This window comes from Duganella sp. 1411, from assembly GCF_017833525.1.
Lineage (GTDB): Bacteria > Pseudomonadota > Gammaproteobacteria > Burkholderiales > Burkholderiaceae_D > Rugamonas.
In genome coordinates this window covers 504,710-522,831 of record NZ_JAFICD010000001.1, presented here as the reverse complement: position 1 = coordinate 522,831, position 18,122 = coordinate 504,710, and the positions used below count along the sequence as shown (strand labels likewise).

At 61.6% G+C, this 18,122-nt stretch carries 16 protein-coding genes; 7 read left to right on the top strand and 9 right to left on the bottom strand.

Annotated features, from left to right (window positions below):
• Positions 1 to 65: 65 nt before the first annotated feature.
• Positions 66 to 470, bottom strand: a complete 405-nt coding sequence (locus JOD97_RS02105) for a hypothetical protein (RefSeq protein ID WP_209712965.1) — start codon at positions 468 to 470, stop codon at positions 66 to 68.
• Positions 471 to 649: 179 nt separating this feature from the next.
• On the bottom strand, positions 650 to 1,261 hold the full coding sequence (locus JOD97_RS02100; RefSeq protein WP_209712964.1) for a TetR/AcrR family transcriptional regulator: 612 nt from the start codon (positions 1,259 to 1,261) through the stop codon (positions 650 to 652).
• Between the two features lie 187 nt (positions 1,262 to 1,448).
• Here JOD97_RS02100 and JOD97_RS02095 point away from each other — a divergent pair, with 187 nt between their 5' ends.
• Complete coding sequence (locus JOD97_RS02095) at positions 1,449 to 1,943, top strand: winged helix-turn-helix transcriptional regulator (RefSeq protein ID WP_373999770.1); 495 nt, start codon at positions 1,449 to 1,451, stop codon at positions 1,941 to 1,943.
• 62 nt (positions 1,944 to 2,005) lie between these two features.
• On the opposite strand, the gene JOD97_RS02090 is transcribed toward JOD97_RS02095, so the two are convergent.
• From JOD97_RS02090 to JOD97_RS02060, 7 genes are all read right to left on the bottom strand, one after another.
• A complete protein-coding gene (locus JOD97_RS02090) occupies positions 2,006 to 2,794 on the bottom strand; it encodes an enoyl-CoA hydratase/isomerase family protein (protein ID WP_209712963.1) in 789 nt (262 codons plus the stop codon).
• A gap of 30 nt (positions 2,795 to 2,824) precedes the next feature.
• On the bottom strand, positions 2,825 to 3,721 hold the full coding sequence (locus JOD97_RS02085) for an alpha/beta hydrolase (RefSeq protein ID WP_209712962.1): 897 nt from the start codon (positions 3,719 to 3,721) through the stop codon (positions 2,825 to 2,827).
• Positions 3,722 to 3,874: 153 nt separating this feature from the next.
• Positions 3,875 to 4,495 (bottom strand): flavin reductase family protein, encoded by a 621-nt coding sequence (locus JOD97_RS02080; protein ID WP_209712961.1) that lies wholly within the window; start codon positions 4,493 to 4,495, stop codon positions 3,875 to 3,877.
• 55 nt (positions 4,496 to 4,550) lie between these two features.
• A complete protein-coding gene (locus JOD97_RS02075; protein ID WP_209712960.1) occupies positions 4,551 to 4,964 on the bottom strand; it encodes a tautomerase family protein in 414 nt (137 codons plus the stop codon).
• Positions 4,965 to 5,027: 63 nt separating this feature from the next.
• Complete coding sequence (locus JOD97_RS02070; protein WP_209712959.1) at positions 5,028 to 5,438, bottom strand: hypothetical protein; 411 nt, start codon at positions 5,436 to 5,438, stop codon at positions 5,028 to 5,030.
• Positions 5,439 to 5,499: 61 nt separating this feature from the next.
• The gene (locus tag JOD97_RS02065; protein ID WP_209712958.1) at positions 5,500 to 6,393 is read right to left on the bottom strand and encodes an alpha/beta hydrolase; all 894 of its coding nucleotides are present in this window, start codon (positions 6,391 to 6,393) and stop codon (positions 5,500 to 5,502) included.
• An 8-nt stretch (positions 6,394 to 6,401) separates the two neighbouring features.
• The gene (locus JOD97_RS02060; RefSeq protein WP_209712957.1) at positions 6,402 to 7,385 is read right to left on the bottom strand and encodes an MBL fold metallo-hydrolase; all 984 of its coding nucleotides are present in this window, start codon (positions 7,383 to 7,385) and stop codon (positions 6,402 to 6,404) included.
• Positions 7,386 to 7,929: 544 nt separating this feature from the next.
• Here JOD97_RS02060 and JOD97_RS02055 point away from each other — a divergent pair.
• From JOD97_RS02055 to JOD97_RS02030, 6 genes are all read left to right on the top strand, one after another.
• Positions 7,930 to 8,871: an MBL fold metallo-hydrolase gene (locus JOD97_RS02055; protein WP_209712956.1), complete on the top strand. Its 942-nt coding sequence runs from the start codon at positions 7,930 to 7,932 to the stop codon at positions 8,869 to 8,871.
• A 250-nt stretch (positions 8,872 to 9,121) separates the two neighbouring features.
• Positions 9,122 to 10,567: a DUF1593 domain-containing protein gene (locus JOD97_RS02050; protein ID WP_209712955.1), complete on the top strand. Its 1,446-nt coding sequence runs from the start codon at positions 9,122 to 9,124 to the stop codon at positions 10,565 to 10,567.
• 140 nt (positions 10,568 to 10,707) lie between these two features.
• A complete protein-coding gene (locus JOD97_RS02045; RefSeq protein ID WP_229264151.1) occupies positions 10,708 to 11,925 on the top strand; it encodes a site-specific integrase in 1,218 nt (405 codons plus the stop codon).
• Between the two features lie 123 nt (positions 11,926 to 12,048).
• Positions 12,049 to 14,781 (top strand): antiviral RADAR system adenosine triphosphatase RdrA, encoded by a 2,733-nt coding sequence (rdrA, locus tag JOD97_RS02040; protein WP_209712954.1) that lies wholly within the window; start codon positions 12,049 to 12,051, stop codon positions 14,779 to 14,781.
• A 3-nt stretch (positions 14,782 to 14,784) separates the two neighbouring features.
• Positions 14,785 to 17,478: a hypothetical protein gene (locus JOD97_RS02035; protein ID WP_209712953.1), complete on the top strand. Its 2,694-nt coding sequence runs from the start codon at positions 14,785 to 14,787 to the stop codon at positions 17,476 to 17,478.
• A 10-nt stretch (positions 17,479 to 17,488) separates the two neighbouring features.
• On the top strand, positions 17,489 to 18,079 hold the full coding sequence (locus JOD97_RS02030) for a protein-S-isoprenylcysteine O-methyltransferase (RefSeq protein ID WP_209712952.1): 591 nt from the start codon (positions 17,489 to 17,491) through the stop codon (positions 18,077 to 18,079).
• The last annotated feature ends 43 nt before the right edge of the window (positions 18,080 to 18,122 follow it).

The window sequence follows — 18,122 nt, the reverse complement described above, 5'->3', positions numbered from 1 at the left end:
TGCGATGGACAACATCACGCTCGCCGGCCTCGGCGACGCGATGACGAACTAGGCAATCTGGTGGATTAAATGCGGAAACAGCAGTTGCGGATGGCGACAGGCGGAGCGGTCGTGCGCGCCAACGCGATCGGCCGGTAGGATGCGGCGTCCGGAATGGCGACCGCGTCGAATAGCTGCAGTTGCAACATCAACGCGCCGGGCACGAAAGGCGGCACGTCGGACGCGGGGTTGTCGAGCGCCTGTTTGGCCGGTTCGCCATGCGCGTGCAGATCGCAGAGTTGGGGCTGGACGGCATCCATGCCCTGGCAGTTTGGCATGTCGATCATGGCGGCCTGGGCCGATACCGCGCTATCGTTGCTTCCCGCCGGCACGCCCGGACACACATACGACGCCACCGCAAGCTGCATGTACAGCATGCTGAGAAGCGCGACGATGGCCGTCACAAGGCGCGTGGAACGGGAGGTTTTCATGGGTGAAGCAACGTTGATAGTTGCACTAGCGTAGGTTGATTCCACCCAGCTGTCAAGTTCAGGTGGAGCGCGGACAATAAGCGGCATTCTCCTCACCAGCCCGTCAGCCAGGCCCTTCGCCGCTTTTTCTGAGACAGCACGCATAGCTCCGAGCGCTTTTACTTCTGACCCACAAGCCTTCACGAGTGGCTAAAGTTTATGCGCGGGGTCGCCGGTGGTGGCCAAGCGGACATGGCGATGCCGACCAGATCTTCGAGCGCATCGATGGATGCGCCGGCGGGGGGCAGGTTGACGATGGCCTGCAAGGTCCCCAAGTAGTACCAAGACAGAGATTCCAGATTGGCGTCCCGCCGGACTTCGCCCTCCGTCTTCGCCGCTTTCAGAATATCGAGCAGGACTTCCCGCTGCCGACCGACGCCGGCGTTGGCGGCCTCCTTGCCGATTGTGGTGAGGCTTGATTGCTCGGTGCAACTACGGGCCAGCAGGCAGCCTGCAGGCCGCGGCGCAGCCCGATCCTTCGGCAAGAAATCACGAAGCAGGGCCTCCATGCGTTTTTTGGCTGAGTTCGCCTTTACCGATCGCATGCGCGCGACGACACGCTCGCTATACCGCGCAAGCGCCTCGTTGAACAATCCATCCTTGTCGCGAAAGCGTTGGTAGAGGCTGGAGCGCGACAGGCCGGTCGCCTCGGTCAGGTCGCTGACAGAGGCGCTCGCGTAGCCGTGGTGCCAAAACACAGCGATTGCGGCGTCGATGACGGCGGATTCGTCATATTGGGGTTTCCCGCTCATAAATTCTCCGGTTGACAAGGTGAAACGTTCGTTCCACGATAAATGGACTGATCGTTCCATCTTACCGGAAGGCGCCTTGATGCTCAATCCACGGGGCCCGTCGCGCAGGAACTGTGGACTAGCAATGAGTGCTTGAAAAAACCCGCTACTAGTTGCATAATGCAAGGTGTAATGAAGGGGAGGAATAGTGGTGCCGCAAACAAGACGATCGGGCTGCCCGATCAACCTGACGCTTGAACAAATCGGCGACCGTTGGAGCCTGATCGTTATTCGCGATGTTATGTTCGCGAACAGACGCACCTATGGCGCCCTGTTGGAGCAAAACGAGGAAGGCATTGCGTCGAACATCCTCGCAAGCCGCCTGAAGCATTTGACCGCGTCCGGTCTGTTGACACGATCTCCGGATCCGAATCATCAGCAGAAGGGAATCTACTGCCTCACGGAAGCGGCGATACAGCTTGTACCTCTGCTCGCACATATGGCGGCCTGGGGCGTTCGGCATACGCATCCGAGCAAGGAGGCGTCTTTGCCGGCGATACTGCTGGAAAAGGGCGGTCCCTCACTCTGGAGCGCCTTTATGGACGACCTGCGTCACCTGCATCTGGGTGCGCCGCGTCCGGCGCGCTCAGCATTTGACCAGCTCCGCACCGAGGACGGCAAGGCAATCACCAGCTGGTACTGATTTTTGCGTCATGACATGCGCGATGGAGCGCAAAGCCATCCGCTAATGTACGGCGCGGCGGATCAGCGGCCCTTGAATTCGAGCACAGGGCGCGGCGTGCCTGCCACCAGGGCCCTGGTGGCCGAAGCCAGCCCGCCCTTCGCGTCTTCTGTCTCGAACAAGGGCATGGCAATGTCGAACATCACATCGTCGGCCGCCTGAACACCGCCGTTGGCCGCCGTGCGCAGCAAAGCCTTGTGGGCGGCGTGGGCGCGTGTCGGGCCGTGCACGAACTTGGCGGCGAAGGCATGCGCCTCCGCCAGCAGCCCGGCATCGGCGATGACGCGGTTGATCACGCCGAAACGCTCCATCGTCGCGGCGGGGACGCGCTCGGAAGTCAGCGCCCATTCCATGGCCCGTGCGCGTCCCGCACGCTCGGCGACGCGGTAGATGCCGCCCAGCAGGGTGACGAGGGCAAGCGACTGTTCCGGTTGGCAGAACGTTGCGCTTTCGGCGGCGAAGATCACATCGGCGCGCAGCGCCAGTTCGAAACCACCGCCGGCGCACAAGCCGTGCACCACCGCGATGACAGGCAAGGGCAGGCGTTCGAAGCGATTGAAGACGTCCATGTAGCCCTCGAAGCGTGCACGCAACCGGCGGGGGGTATCGTCGGCCCAGGGCATGATGTCGCCGCCAAAGCTGAAGTTCTCGCCTTCGGCGCGCACCAGCACGACGCGCGCGTCACTGCGTTCGATCGCGTGGATCGCCGCGGCCAGTTCGTCAACCATCTGGTCGCCGATGCGGTTTTGCGCCGGGCGATCGAGAATGATCGTGGCAATGCCGTGTTCGATGGTATGGGTGAGGTGAGACATGCCGGGCTCCTGTGTTGTCGCAAGTTGAGGTTACGCGAGGTGTTCCTTGAACCAGTCCAGCGCGGCGGCGCTGGATTGATCGAATCTGGTGATGTACGGATCGAAGTGGCCGCCGGGGATCGTCACCAGGCGTTTCGGCTCAAGGGCGCGCTCGTAGGCGGCCAGCTCGAGATCGGTCAGCGTGATCGTGTCCTGCAGCGCGACGATCATCAGCAGCGGCGTGGGGGACACGCGCGCGATCCACGCGCCCGGTTCGTACATGCGCGCGGCGCGCGTCGAGCGCACCGTGACGCTGTTCTCCCACGCCCCGTCGGGCACGGGCTGCAGATAGAACTCGATGGCATCCTTGGCGCGGTACGAAGCAGGGATGGCCGGATCGGCGCTGACGATCGTCTGCCTCCGCGGCGGCGCGCCGCGTGCTTGCGCGCGCTCGTCCGCCGCGAAGACCTCCTCGATGGCGGCGACGGCGTCGGGCGGAATGCGGCGCAGTCCCTGCTCGAAGCCGCTGATCGTCGGCACCTGCGCGACGACCGCGCGCAAGCGGCGTTCGGTTGCGCCAAGCACGAGCGCGTGGCCGCCGGCATAGCTCGTGCCCCACAAGCCGATGCGCTGCACGTCGACGACGTCCTGTTGTTCGAGGAAGCTGATGGCGCGCCGCCAATCGGCGATCTGGCGCCATGGGTCGATATCCTGGCGCGGCGTGCCGTCGCTGGCGCCGAAATTGCGGTGATCGTGCAGGAGGACGACAAAGCCGTGGGAGGCGAAGGCCTCGGCGAATCGCTCCAGACCGTGTTCCTTCACGCCGGCGTAGCCATGCGCCATGGTGATGGCGGGATAGGGGCCGGTGCCGCCGGTGGGCACATAGAGCCAGCCGCGCAGCGTGACGCCGCCCTCGGCTTCGAATGCGATATCGGTACGTTGAAACATCGGGAGTTCTCCTTGTAGAAAGATGTCGGGCGGCGCCGTCAAAGCGACGGGCACCGGCCCTGCCTTGGCGGCGGCGGTGGCCGGGAGCATCCGCCCCCGGCGTGGCGACGGCCCGCGCCGTCCACCGTTTTGCCGCGCTCGCCGGAAGCCAAGTCAAGCACCGGGTCGCTCCAGCCTGAAGAGTTGGCCCGCGCCGATTTCGAAGTAGTCGGCCGGCCCGCCGCCGCGCAGGATCGGGCGCGCTTGCGCAGTCTGGTACACGCCGTCCTTGATCAGTTGCCGGTCGATGTGGATCGCGACCGCTTCGCCCAACACCAGCCACGCCGGCAGCGCCGCGCCGCCCACGGCCTCGAGCTGCACGATCTGGGTGACCACGCACTCGAACTGCACCGGGCTGGCCGCAACGCGCGCTGGCCGCACCTTGGCGGAGGGCAGCGTCTCGAGCCTGGCCAACTCGAACTCATCGACGTCCGCCGGCACCATCGCCGCCGAGGCGTTCATCGCCTCGGCGAGCTCCCGTGTCGTCAGATTCCAGACGAACTGGCCGGTGTCGCGCGCGTTGGCGAGCGAGTCCTTCGCGCCCAGCGAGCAAAAGCCGACGATCGGCGGCTTGTAGCTAAACAGGTTGAAGAAGCTGTAGGGCGCCAGGTTGCGCACACCGTCGCTGGAGACGGTGCTGATCCAGCCGATCGGTCGCGGCCCGACGATGGCGTTGAGCGGATCGTGACGCAGGGAATGCCCCTGCGCCGGTTCGTAGGAATGCCAGTCGGTCACGGTGTTATCTCGTTTGGGGTGGGTGCAAGGAAAGCACAGGGCAGCCTCGTTTTTGCTACTTGTTTACCCAAGGCATGGGAAGGTCGATGTCCGACACCAGCTTGCCACCGCCAAAGCTCATGTTCTCCAAGGGCATGGCATAAATCAGCAGCGTGACATCGTCCTGGCTGACGCCGACCTTCTCCACCGCGTAGCGGGTGACCAGCTCGGCGAGCTTGCGCTTCTGCTCCACCGTCCTGCTCGTACCGGCAGTCACCGTCACGACCATGCGCTTGTCGGACCTGTTCAGGCCGGGGAACGTGGGATGAATGAAGAATTCATCGTCCTTGTGCTCGCTGATGATGACGAAGCGGTCATCCATCGGCGTCTCCATGGCTTCATGCAGCGCAAGATTCAAGGCGTCGGCCAGGGCCCGCTTTTCGTCGCTGGAGAACTGTTGAGCCGGAAGGTGGGCGTGAAAGACAGGCATTGGTGTTTCCTCCGTTGTGTTGTTCAGGTTAAACGAGGCGATGACGTGGGCTGGTTTCCAGGCTTAGCTAAAGAAGTCCTGGCCGAGCGTTCCTTCGAGTCGCTCCTTGAGGCCGGACGAGAACTCACGCACGACGGGAAACGGGCTCTGGAAGAGCTTGATGTTGTCGATGAGCCCAGACGCGTTCCGAGTGAGGATGGTGACGCCGGCGATCGGCTTGCCACCGTGGACGGCATCCCACTCAAGGTAAGTCTTGGCGCCGTCCACTGTCTCCGCGGTGAACGCGAAGTGTTCATACATCGTGCTCGTCGCGGTAAAGAATGCTCCGATGAGTGTTGGGCCGACCACGGCTTTTCCGAGGGCCGAGGTCTGAAGGCTGGCGTCGGCGGTGAACGAGGTCGCGAAGTCGCTCGTCCCTTTCTTTTTGACGATTTGCATCCATGCCGTTGCCGGTGTGTTGGTGTTGGTAGTCATGACAATCTCCTAGGTTGGTGTCAGTAGTCGTTACAGTACGTCCATCGCATGTCTGCGACTTCTATCGCTCGAGGTGCATGATGAGAAACTCGCCGGCCCTCTGCAGCGCGTCGTGGGCTTGAGGCAGAGCGGCTGTCTGAACGTGCCAGACGTGCGGCATCTCCGGCCAGACCTCCAGGTGCGACTCGCCGCCGGCCGCGCGCACCTTGCGGTCAATTTCAAGCGCGTCGTCGAGAAGTACTTCGTCGCTGCCGACATGGATGAGCAGTGGCGGAAAATCGTGCATGTCGGCGAACATGGGCGAGATGCGCGGATCCTTCAAATCATGGTTGCCGGCGTAAGCCTCGACCATCCCCCGGATCGCGTCCGCGTTGACCATCGGGTCGCGCTCGGCCAATTGCGTTAACGAGGGCAGCGTCAACGTCAAGTCCGCCCATGGACTAATGAGGACCGCTGCCCGCGCGTCCTTGTGCCCCTTCGAGGATGCGTAGGCAAGAACGTTCAGGGCCATCCCGCCGCCGCTGGAGTCGCCCGTTACGGCGAACGGTTTGCCCTGCGCGCGCAGCGCTTCGTAGCCGCGGATGGACTCGTCGTAGGACGCCGGAAATGGATGCTCGGGTGCCCTGGAGTGGTCCAGCACGATGACCTGGGACTTCGCCGCCCGGGACAGCTCGCCGAGCATGCCCAGGTGCGAGGCGGGAGAGCCGGCCACCCAGCCGCCACCGTGGAGATGGTAGATGACCCGGTCTGTGGACGCGCCCGGCGCCGTGATTGCCACCGCGGCCACGCCTCCGAGCGTGGTCGGTTCGACCGTCAGGTCGGCCGCCGGCGGGTTTGCTTGTGGTATTGCCTCCATCGCGAGGCGGAGCGTCTCGATGGTGGCTATCGGGTGCGCCACGTTGAAGGCGAACATCGCCTCGCGGAGCTTGCGGATGGGGGAGGAGTCGTAGGTCATGGTTCAGCTCACTTCACGTCGAGGAAAGTCGTCGGTACCCAGTCGTAGCCCACGCCGGTGTCGGCCTTTCGAACACGGCCGAGGCCAGGGAACGGCATATGGGCGGCGGCAATCATCGTGTTGTCCGCAGCGAGTTTCACCAGAAGGGCTGCGCGCGTTTTGATGGCCGTCGCGCCGTCCGAGTCGTAGTCGATGCCGATTTCCGGGTGCGGCATCTGGACGGCGGTGACGTGGGCGACGTCGCCCCAGACCAGCAGCGACTGCCCCTTCGAGGAAATCATGTAGCCGGTGTGACCGGGCGTATGGCCGGAAATGGCATACGGCGCGATGCCGGGGACAATTTCGTCCATGCCTTCGTACGGCTTCCACTTGCCTGCGGCGATGTAAGGCGCAGCGGCATCCTGTGCCACCGTGAAGAAGATTTTTGCGTCTTCCGGGGCCTTGGCGGTGATTTCCTTCGACAGCCAGAACTCGGCGTCGGCCTTCTTCATCATCACCGTCGCGTTCGGGAAGACGCGTTTCCCGTTTTGGTAGATTCCGCCAGCGTGGTCGGCGTGAAGATGGGTCAGCAGCACCAGGTCGACCTGCTCCGGCTTGTAGCCGGAAGCCTTCAAGTTCTGCATCAGCTTGCCCAGCGTGGGGCCGCCCCAGTGGCCGCCCGCGCCAGTGTCGATGAGGACGAGCTTGGACCCGGTGTTGACGAGGTAGGCCTGGACGGTGGCCGCGACACTCTTGGGGTCGTTTTCGAAGGAGCGCGCCAGGAGGGATGCGATGAGCGCCGGATCGCCATGCAGGATCTTGGTGTCAACTTTGCCGCCGCCGTCATGGAGCGCGGTGACTTCATAGTCGCCAATCATCGTGCGGTAGTAGCCCGGAACCTGCTTGTGCTGCATCGGCGCCGCAGCCTGGGTCGGTGCCACCGCGGCGAAGGTGCCAGCGAACGCTAACGATACCGCGAGCACGGTACGTGAAGTGACGATGGAGAGTTTCATAATGTTTCCTATCTATATTGTTGGTAGTGGAGTAGGGGTACACGTGCATGCTTGGCCGCACGCGCGGTCGTTCTCCTGTCGATCCGCCGGGATTTCTGCACCGCTTGCAAAGTGCAACTGGTTGAATATTACTGCCACTGATTGCGGAATGCAAGTGGAATTTTAACTAGAGGAGCTGTGCAGCCGACAAGACGACCGGCGTTCGGGAACGGGGGCCGTTCCACAGCCCCGCCGGAGCACAGCAAGGACTGCGGCATGCGCCCCCGAACAAGGAGGCGTCCTTGGCTACGGAACTGCTGGAAGAGGGTGGGGGGCTTTACGCTGGAGTGCCCTATGGATGACTTGCGTCACAGGCATCCCGCTGCGCCGCGTCCGGCGCTTGGCATGTTGCGAGCGCCGGGCCGATACACACCGATTGCGGCGCCGATGACGGCGCCTTCCTCATAGCGGGGATTCGCGCGCACAAAATCTGCGGTTGACAATCTGGAACATTCGTTCCATGATAGCTGGACTGATCGTTCCACCTTACCCCCTAGGCCCTTTTATGCTAAATCTACCAAAGCTCGTCACGCCAGGACTGTGGGCCGCGGCCGCTGGCGCTACAAGGCGCGCCGGTTCATGCGTCGTATTTTGTCTCGCCTGGTCATTTGGCGTGCAAAACGCCTTTGCCAGCGGCCCCACACCGGCGCCTGCCGCTGCGAAATTTCATGTCTTTACGTCGGAAGACGACGGTTTTTTTGATAACTCGGTTGTCGTCGAGGGACGAGCCGGGCTCCTGTTGATCGATGCCCAGCTCACGCGCTCGAACGCGCTGAAGGTTTTGGACTTGATCCATAAACTCAACAAGGAGCTGAAGCTGGTCTACATCACGCATGAGCACGCCGATCACTTCCTCGGGCTGGAAGTCTTCAAGAACGCTTTTCCAAACGTCAAAATCGTCGCGAATTCGAAGGTGGCCGATCGCATCGATGGTGTCTACGCGGAGAAGCTCGCGAAGTGGCAGGGCTTGCTGGGGCCGAAGGCCGCTACCAGCCGCGTCGACATCACGAGGTTCGATGGCGATCAGCTCGATTTCGAGGATGTGAAGGTCGAGCTGCGAACCCATCTCCAGGGCGATACCAGTGAAAATTCCTACGTCTGGTTTCCCAAAGAGCGGGTGGCCGTCGTGAGCGACATGGCCTATGATCAGATGCACGTCTATACGGTGGAAACGACCAGACAAAGCAGGTCGCAGTGGATGCGCAATCTCGAAGAGCTGGAAAAACTGCAACCTGAAATGGTCATTCCCGGGCACAGTCAACCGCATAAGGTGTTCGATGCCGATAGCGCGATTCGTTTCACCAAGGGCTATCTGGCGGTGTTTGAAGAAGAACTCGCCCATTCGACATCCGGCGCCGACTTAAAAGCCCGCATGAGGCGCAGGTATCCCGACGCCGGGCTGTTTTTCAGCGTCGAGAGAACGGCGGCGGATTTATTCAAGGACTAGCTGGATCCGGCGACGCTACACCCAGTCAAACAGTAGATGTAAATCCCCAAGTTCATCAACTATGCGCACGCTGCTAGCATTTTCAGGAAAATCGCTACCGGCGACCGCGCCGTCCTCCCTATACTGACGCGTGGCCCAGGAAAAATTTCCAGGCCCCATGACAATTGCTCGACCCGGACCGCCTCGACGCGCTGGTGAAGGGCGCAACCCCGTAACCTGCCGGACCCCTAGCCCCCAATTCAATACAGAGATGATGAGACTACTTCCAATCACCGCCATGCTGGCAGCGTTACTGGCTGGCGTGCCGGCCGTCGGCTTCGCCGAACCCAAACAACGCTTGATTGTCCTCACCGATATCGAGGCCGATCCCGATGACAGCCAGTCGCTCGTGCGCTTGCTTCTGTACGCGAACCAGATCGATGTCGAAGGTATCGTCGCCACGACCTCCACGCATCAGAAGTCGCGGATCGCACCGGCATCCATACAGGCGATCATCGACGCCTACGGCAAGGTACAGCCCCAGCTGTTGAAGCACGAGCCGGGTTTTCCGAAAGCGCAGGCGCTGAAAGCGGTGGTGCGCGCCGGCTCGCAACTCTACGGCATGCAGGGTGTCGGCGACGGCCGCGACTCGCCGGGATCGGACGCCATCATCAAGGCGCTGGAGAAAAAAGATACGCGGCCACTGTGGATATCGGTCTGGGGAGGCGCCAACACGCTTGCCCAAGCGTTGTATCGGATTGGGCACGACAGGACGCCGGAGCAGGCGGCACGCCTGGTCAGCAAATTGCGCGTCTACACGATCTCCGATCAGGACGATTCCGGTATCTGGATACGCACCCGGTTTCCGGACCTGTTCTACATCGTCAGCCCCGGCGGGTATGGCAATGGCACGTGGACGGGCATCCACACGGTCGAACCGGACTTCGACAACACGGAAGTGGGCAACAACTGGCTCGCCGCGCATATTCAACAGGGGCATGGACCGCTGGGGGCGATGTATCCGGATGTCTCTTTTGGTATGGAGGGCGATTCGCCATCCTTCATGTCCCTGATACCCAACGGCCTGAACGCGCCCGAGCATCCGGACTGGGGCGGTTGGGGAGGGCGCTACGAGTTGTACACGCCGGCGTTGGAGACCACCAATCCGGAAGGGTTCACCGGCAACGTACCTGTTTTGCAAGAGCCCCGCGCCATCTGGACCAACGCCGTCGATAGCTACAGGCCGACTGTCTACAACGACTATGGCCGCAACGTGCGTGCCCACGATAAGGTCTTCAGTGGATACAGAACCACGATCTGGCGCTGGCGCAAGGAGTTCCAGAACGACTTCGCTGCCCGAATGGACTGGGCCACCAAGCCGTACAAGGGGGCGAATCATCCGCCAGTCGTAAAGCTCAGCCCTGGAGATCGGCTGACCGTCAAATCCGGCGAAGGCTTCATGCTGAGCGCCGCCGGCAGCTCCGACCCGGACGGGGATAGCTTGAGCTACGTGTGGTTTCAGTATCCCGAAGCTGGCAGCTACAGGGAGCCGATCAAACTTGGGTATGCGGAGAATCACCATACCGTGTGGGGGCAGGCGCCCGTGGTGACCAAGACGGAGACCGCCCACTTCATCGTCAAGGTGATCGATAAGGGCAGTCCGGCGCTGACGCGCTACGGACGGGTCGTCGTCACGTTCATCCCGTCCGCGCCCTGAGCAAGTGGTTTCACCCCGATTGCGGGTTGTCGCCGGCCGGGGAAAGCGGTGGCGATCAAAGGTGGAGCAAGTGCGCGCCACGCCGATCGCCCCATCTTAAAGTCGAGATTACTGCCTATATTCTCGATCTTAAATACTGTATGAAATACTGTACAATACTGGTTATTCATTCAGCATTTCTGCCCATGCCAGTCACAAAATTCGAACTGATCGACCTGCGGCCTTTGCCTCCCGACAGCCGCGCCAGCGCCGAACGCCGGCAACGCGATATCGAAGCCTTGCGCGGTATCGCCGAAGACGCCATCACGGATGCGCGCACCGACAGCGAAATCGCCCGGGAATTCATCAGTCACGGCGAACTGGGGCCGAAGTCGATCGTGAACACCCAAAAAGAGCTGTTCCGCTTTCTGACATGGTGCCGGGAAGAGGTGAGGAAACCGCTGCGTCAGCTGAGCGTCGCCGACCTCAACGCATACAAGGAGTTTTTGCGGGCGCCGCCGCCGGACTGGGTGTCGACCACCAAATGGCCGCGCAGCGACGAGCGTTATCGGCCGTTCAGCGGTCCGTTGTCCGACGCCAGCCGGCGCCAGGCGATGATCGCCGTTAAAGGGCTGATGGCGTTCGCCGAGCAGACCGGGTATCTGCGGCGCGATCCGGGCGCGCTGGTGAAGAATGTCAAAACGCCGACCGCCAGCAGGGTCACGCGCTACCTGACGCAGGACGCCATCGGCCTGGCGCTGGCAACGCTGGAGGCCACGGAGGGCAAAACCCCGGCCGCGCAGCGCCGCCGCGCGCGCGACCGGTTCCTGTTGGTCGCGTTCGCCCACACCGGCGCCCGCCTGAATGAGATCGTCAACGCCCGCATGGGCGCGATCTATACCGAAGGAAATGGGCGCTGGTGGCTGGACGTGTTGGGCAAAGGCGGCAAGCCACGCCGGCTGCCGGTGCCGCCGGAAATGCTGGCGGCGTTCCGCCAGTACCGCGCTGCCTTTGGCTTGTTGCCGCACGCGAGCGGGTTCGACGAAACGCCGCTGGTATTGTCGAGCCGATCGCGGGGATTGGCGCGCATTACCGACGAGGCTGCATCGGACGCGATTAAAGCGTTGTTCGCCGCAGCGGCGAGCGCGGCGGCAGCAAACGGTGACGCCGACACGGCGGCCAATCTGCGGCAGGCGTCGGCGCACTGGCTGCGCCACAGCATGCTGACCAACCATGCGAACAATGGCGTGCAACTCAAGACACTGCAGGAGACGGCGGGCCACGCCAACATCGCCACGACGGCCGCTTATCTGCACAAAACCGACAACGAGCGGCACGACGAGATCCTGGCGTCGCTGAACGGGAAGAATATCCTGTGAGCGGGAGAGATATGGCAGGAGGCTGATGTCCGTACGTCATTTTACATAATATAAATTATGCGAATTTAATCTCACGCCAGGGTAACGCGGTTTGAACGGCAAACTTTACTAACAATGTTTCCTATGACTGCTTTTCTTTCATTATTTCTAAGTTACAATAAATTCTCTTCGTCAACTTTACTCAAATCTATGTCACGCCCACGTGTCCTTTTCCCCATCAACCAGCGCGAACAGGCTGCCCATCGCTCCGCCGAAGTGCTGCTGGCCGTTGACGTGTATGAGAAGCTCACGCGCACGGTGCGTGAAGCGTTGCAGTTGGCGCAGGAGGCAAAAAAGCCGGAGCAACAGTCTGATGACGTGAACCACCACCGGGCACACACGGCGGTGTTGATCGACGGCTCCCGTGGGACGGGAAAGAGCTCGGTCCTGGTCAACATCGGCAGGTTTCTAGCGCAAAACGACCAGGAATTCGCCAGGCGCGTCCACATCCTGAGGCCGCTCGATCCGACGCTGCTGGAGACCAATGACGATCTATTCCTTAACGTGATCGTCGCCGGCCTGGTCTGCGACGACGCCATACAGGCGGCGCGCAAGGACGAGCCGGCAAAGTTCGATCTGTTCTATGAACAGTTGCAGCGGCTGGGCAATACCCTCGATCGGCTCGAATCCCAGCGCGAGCTGCGCGGTCTGGACAAGCTACGCGCGTTCATGGGCAACCAGAATCTGGCGCAAGAAGTACACCAGGTCTTCAAGGCCGCGCTGGACCTGCTTGGCAAAGAGCTGCTGGTATTGCCGATCGACGATGTCGATACATCGCTCAACCGGGCTTTCGACAACCTCGAAGTGATCAGGAAATACCTGGTGTCGCCCTATGTACTGCCTGTGATCAGTGGCGACCTCCAGCTTTACGGCGACCTGACCTGGCGCAATTTTCATGGCAAATTGCTAGACGCGAGCAAGGCGGAAAACCGGGCCGCAATCCACCGGGCCAAGGATCTTGCGCGGGAATATCAGCGCAAAGTCCTGCCGCTGCAGTATCGGATCGAGATGCCGGAAGTGACGCACTACCTGCGAGCGACGTGGATCGGCTTTTGCGATGCGAAAGGCCAGGCCATCGAGGCGATCACGATGCAGCATTTTCATAGCTGGCTCGAAACCCTGCTCAACGAGCGCACTAACGGCCTCGAAAACAGCTATCTGCCGCCGCCGATCAAGAACGTGCGATCGCTCGCGCAGCTCGTGTATTCCGTCCAGGACCGCATACCGCAGCTGGCGCAGAGCATTGCCGACGGATCGCTCAGCCCGGCACATCTGCGGCGCCAAGCCGTCATTCCGGTGCAAGCCGCTGCGATCCAGTCGTTTGAGCAGGCCTACGCCGCAGCCAGCCGCATAGTGGACAAATCGGCCAACGAAGCCGCGCGGCGCGACGCCTACAAGGACTTTGCGGCCAATGCGGGTGCGGCGCCCGAGTACCATCGCTTGCGTGAACTCGCTGTCGCGAGCCAGCGCCTGCTGAAAAAATACTGCCAGCTTGCCGCCGAAGGCGGGCCTGCATACCTGACGCTCACGGCGCAAGAACACTGGTTTGACCAACACGTTATCCCAAGCCGTGAAGATGGAAGCGTCCTGGATAGCTTCCTGTTCCAGCCTATGCGGCACAGCGACGCGGCCTTGCGCCATTTTGCCTCGGGTGCCAGTACGGCATCATGGCACGAGATGATACGCGACCGTGCGCCTACCGATTGGATCGCGCGCCTGCCGGAGGAGGTTCTGCTCCCCTACCCCGCGCCCGAACCGGGCTATGCGCTCAAGAAGGGCAACGCACGCTTCAACGATCCCGAATCGGATTTTATCGCCTCCCTGCTCCTGCACAGGAACTTCTACACAACGAGCAAGCGGGCCACGCTGGCGTGCTGCGGCCGGATCTTCGAATTGATCGTGACCAGCTTCGTCAAGGATGTCACAAGCGTCGACGTCGCCGACATTCTCCAGCGTCCGCCCTTCCATTCCCTCGCGGCGGTTGCCGCGACCAAAACACAGACGATCGCGGCCGACGACGATGGCGACGTGGTCGATGATCCAGCCGCCAGCGAGGCCGATGCCGACGACGAGGCGCTGCACGGTCCGCAAATTGAACAGCTGGCCGACCGGATCAACGCATGGCGCCAGCGCCACGCGCTTGCCGGCCACGTGCCTGCTCCCTGGTTCTTCTACAACGTGATGAACAAATTGTTCAACCAGGCGGCCATCTTCAATGCGCCGCAAGCCCGGTCCAGCAATCCCGACAGCAAGGCGCTCGACTACTTGGCCCGGCTCGCGCCGAAGGTGTTCAACAGCGTCTGGGCCGCCATCGGCAGCTTCGAAAAAGGTCCGTTGTTCGGCCTGCCGCCGATCATTGCCCAGGTCAACGTGGGTGAAGGCAAACTCTTCCGCAGCAGCGAACTGTACTCCCGCAATATCGCTCCGTTCGTCGGCACGCGGACGGAAGCCGACGCTTTTGGCCGCACCACCCGCGCCTATACCTACATGATGGCCGATCATCCGCTGCGGGAGCTCGTGCAGGCGCTCGACGCGCCGCCGCTGCTGGCGGACGGCTCCACGGTCACGCCGGAAGCGCCCACGCGGGCGAAGGCCCCGAACGCCCGGCGCGACATGACGAGTCCGCTGCTGAAATATTTGAACGGGCGGCTGCAAACGCACTATACGATATTCCGTCGGACATGGGTGGTCAACAAGGCACTCAACCGTAAGGACTGGCAGAATATCGTCGACGACGTACTGGCAAAATTCCCACAAGACCGTTACCTCGATCGCTTCCTCGAGGTCGTCGAGCTCGTTGCCAAGCAGCGCTCCTGACCCGTGCTGCCCCATCGTCTATTCGAACTGGCCATCGCCACGGCGATGACCGGAAAAAACGTGCTGGCGGCCTTGTCAGAGGAATTGCGCTTGCCCAAGCCCAGCTCCGGCAAGCTGCGCAAGCGTTGCCTGCGCGCGCTGCGCGAGGATCTGAACGACGACCATCCGCGGCGCTTTCGCGAAACGGACCTCGACACGGTCAGTGACCTGGTATGGCCGGCGACGATACACACCATGCCCAACTCCTCGGTCATGGCCCACGTATTCGCCATGCTGATGCAGAGGGATGGAGCGGTCGTCCATTACGCGCCGTCGCAAGTCCAGGACTACGCCAACTTCGCGGGCAGGTTCGATCCGACCTGTCTGGTCGCCTGGGATATCGCCCGTCAGATCTACAAGGCCCCGTTGCCCGACTGCGCTGCGATCCGGGCCATGGTGGAAGCTCAACAGCCATTCTTCTCGGCCCCGGCCGATGATACGGAGCAATACACCGACGGCCATGTGCACTTGAACGGGCTGCACTTCGATGGCGTGATACTGATGAATCAGATCTGGCCGCAACAGCATGCGGTCCGCAACGACACCCATGACATCGCCACCCTGTCGGCACTGACGCATCAACTCGCCGCCACCCCCTGCTTGACGCTGGAAGTACGGCCCGGCCACAACAGCGGGGCCGTCGACGACGCCATGCTGCGTGCCAGGATTTCTCCGCTGCTGGCGGAGACCCTCTGCGGCAACCCGCCGAAGGTGGAATGGTCGTGGCTGGCCGAGGAGGAACCCGAACCCGTCGAGTTCGGATGGCACTGGTTGCGCTGGCAGATAGCGGCGGCTGTCAACAGCCAGGAACTGGCGCGCGCGTGGCAATGGCTTCACGTTTTTCTTTGGTGGCAATTCCAGCACAAAAACGCGACGTCGACGCTGCGCATGTGCGTCCATTACCTTCAGGGCAGCCTGATGCGCGTGCGTCGCCAGTTGATCATGGACGGCGTCGGGCTGGCCAAATTCAAAGCCCTCAGCAACAGCGCCTTGCGCAAGAGCGCAGGCGCGGCGAACGGGTTGGCAAACGCCCGATTACTGCTGCAAGGACGGCTGGACTGCGCCGAAATTAAAGTTGGCCCCGACTTCTTCGACGACGCCATGATCCGGCAATTCGTCAGTAACCTCTATAAAGTACGCGGCCTGGACCCGAGTGCCGGGGACGGGACGGACGAGGTCAAGCCCAACTTGCGCCGCTTGTCCGATCAATGGAATCTCTGCATCCATTTCTCCCGCAGGGCGGAAGATTACCGGGAGGCGGAACGCGGCCAGTTATGGGACAGTGCCGATGCGCTGATCCGGAAGATGGACACGTCGGCGGAGTGGCTCGCCCAGGACGTCTTGTCCTACCCCGGCCAACAACTCGGCTTCGTGCCCGCCAACTGGATCCGCGGTTTCGACGTCGTGGGCGATGAAAACGCCTGCCGCATCGAAGTCTATGCGCCTATCCTCAGGTGGCTGCGCTCCCATCACAAAACCGCCGGCGCGGACCGGTTCGACATGTTGCCCCGACCAACCAAGGACGAACGCCGCCGCTACCTGAGCATCCATGCCGGCGAGGACTATGCCCATCCGTTGTCGGGCATGCGGCATGTCGACGAGACCGTGCTGTTTTGCGAGTTGGGGGAAGCCGACCGGCTTGGCCATGCGCTTGCGCTGGGCATCGATCCGACCGTCTGGTGCGAACGGCAGGGCGACATGTTGCTAGGAATATCCGAGCACCTCGATAATCTCGTGTGGGCTTGGCACCACGCCGTGGAGATCGGCGAACTTCAAGACGCGCCTGCCGAAACAACCGCGCTGGCACGCAAGGTGGTAAGCCGCTTCGAACAGCGGATCGAAGCCGCGGCCCAACATGTCTCCTGGGCCAAGGGCAACTTTGGCGACGCCGGGCGTGCGCGCACCCTTTACCAGGCGTGGCTGTATCGCATGAACTGTCCGATCCAATTTCAGCAGTACCGGGATTCGCAGCAGCTTCCTGACGCGAAGGTCGTGGCGGCGGTGCCCGATCTGACCGAGTTGTTATCGACACAGCAACCCGCCGCAACCGGCCTGCAAGGGCAAAAGGCTAACGCCATGACCGCGCAGCGCGTTTATCACGACCGCAATAAGCGATTGCTCGCCTCCAGCCCGCCTGAAATCACAGTCCTGCTCCGTCCCGGCAATGACGCCGAGCCGCAGTTTAACGAGCATTTGAAGTTCTTCACCGACTACGACAACGATGACGAACTGAACTTCATGCATGCGCTGCAAGACCATCTGCTGGAAAAATATCGCAACAAAAAAATCGTCATCGAGACTAACCCGACGTCCAATCTATACGTTGCACGGCTTGGTTCGTACCGCGAACATCCGATCTACCGCTGGGCGCCGGCCGACGCTAAGCTCTTGGCGTCTGGTGGCAGATACAACCTGTATGGGTTGCGCCATGGTCCGATGGCCGTCACCATCAACACCGACGATCCGGGCATCATGCCGACCACGTTGCGTACCGAATTCCTGCTGATTGCCGAAGCGGGCGGGTTGCCCCCGAACGCCCGCCAGCCAGGGGGGTGGCTCGACGAGATCCGGCAGACGGCCAATACGCTGTTCGAGGGGAATCGTGTCTCTGTCTGGACCGACTCCGGGATGCTATCGTTATCTCAAAACAATCACTAGGGAGACTTCGATGCATCACAAGGACCTTTTCGATTACGTCTACATCGTCATGCTGGTGCTGTGTTTTTTGATACGGGCGCCACTGGAGTTCAAAAACAAACGCATTCGCGCCGTCGAATCGCGCGAAAGCACGGTGGGCAGATTGCTCCTTCTGCTGGTGTTCACTGGCTCAACGACCATGCCTGTGTTGTACCTGTTCACGCCCTGGTTTGATTTCGCTGATTACCCGCTACCCGCCGGCTTGAGCTACTTGGGAATCGTGCTGGCCGTGCTCGGTCTATTTTTGTTCTGGAAATCGCACCGCGACCTCGGACGCCAGTTTTCGCCAATGCTGGAACTCAAGGACTCGCACGTGCTGGTTTCCGAGGGAATCTACCGCAAAATACGCCATCCCATGTACACGGCGATATTTGCCATCGCCATCGCCCAGTTGCTGCTGATCGGGAATTTTGTGGTCGGCCCCGCCTTTGTGCTGACGTTTTCGCTATTGTACTGCTCGAGGATCGAGCAAGAAGAAAAAATGATGCTCGATCATTTCGGCAGTGCTTATGCCCAATACCAGGCCCGGACCAATCGCCTATTCCCGTCGCTGCGACGCTGAAGCAAGTATTCGTATCCGACGGCCGCGCGGCCTAAAATCCCCG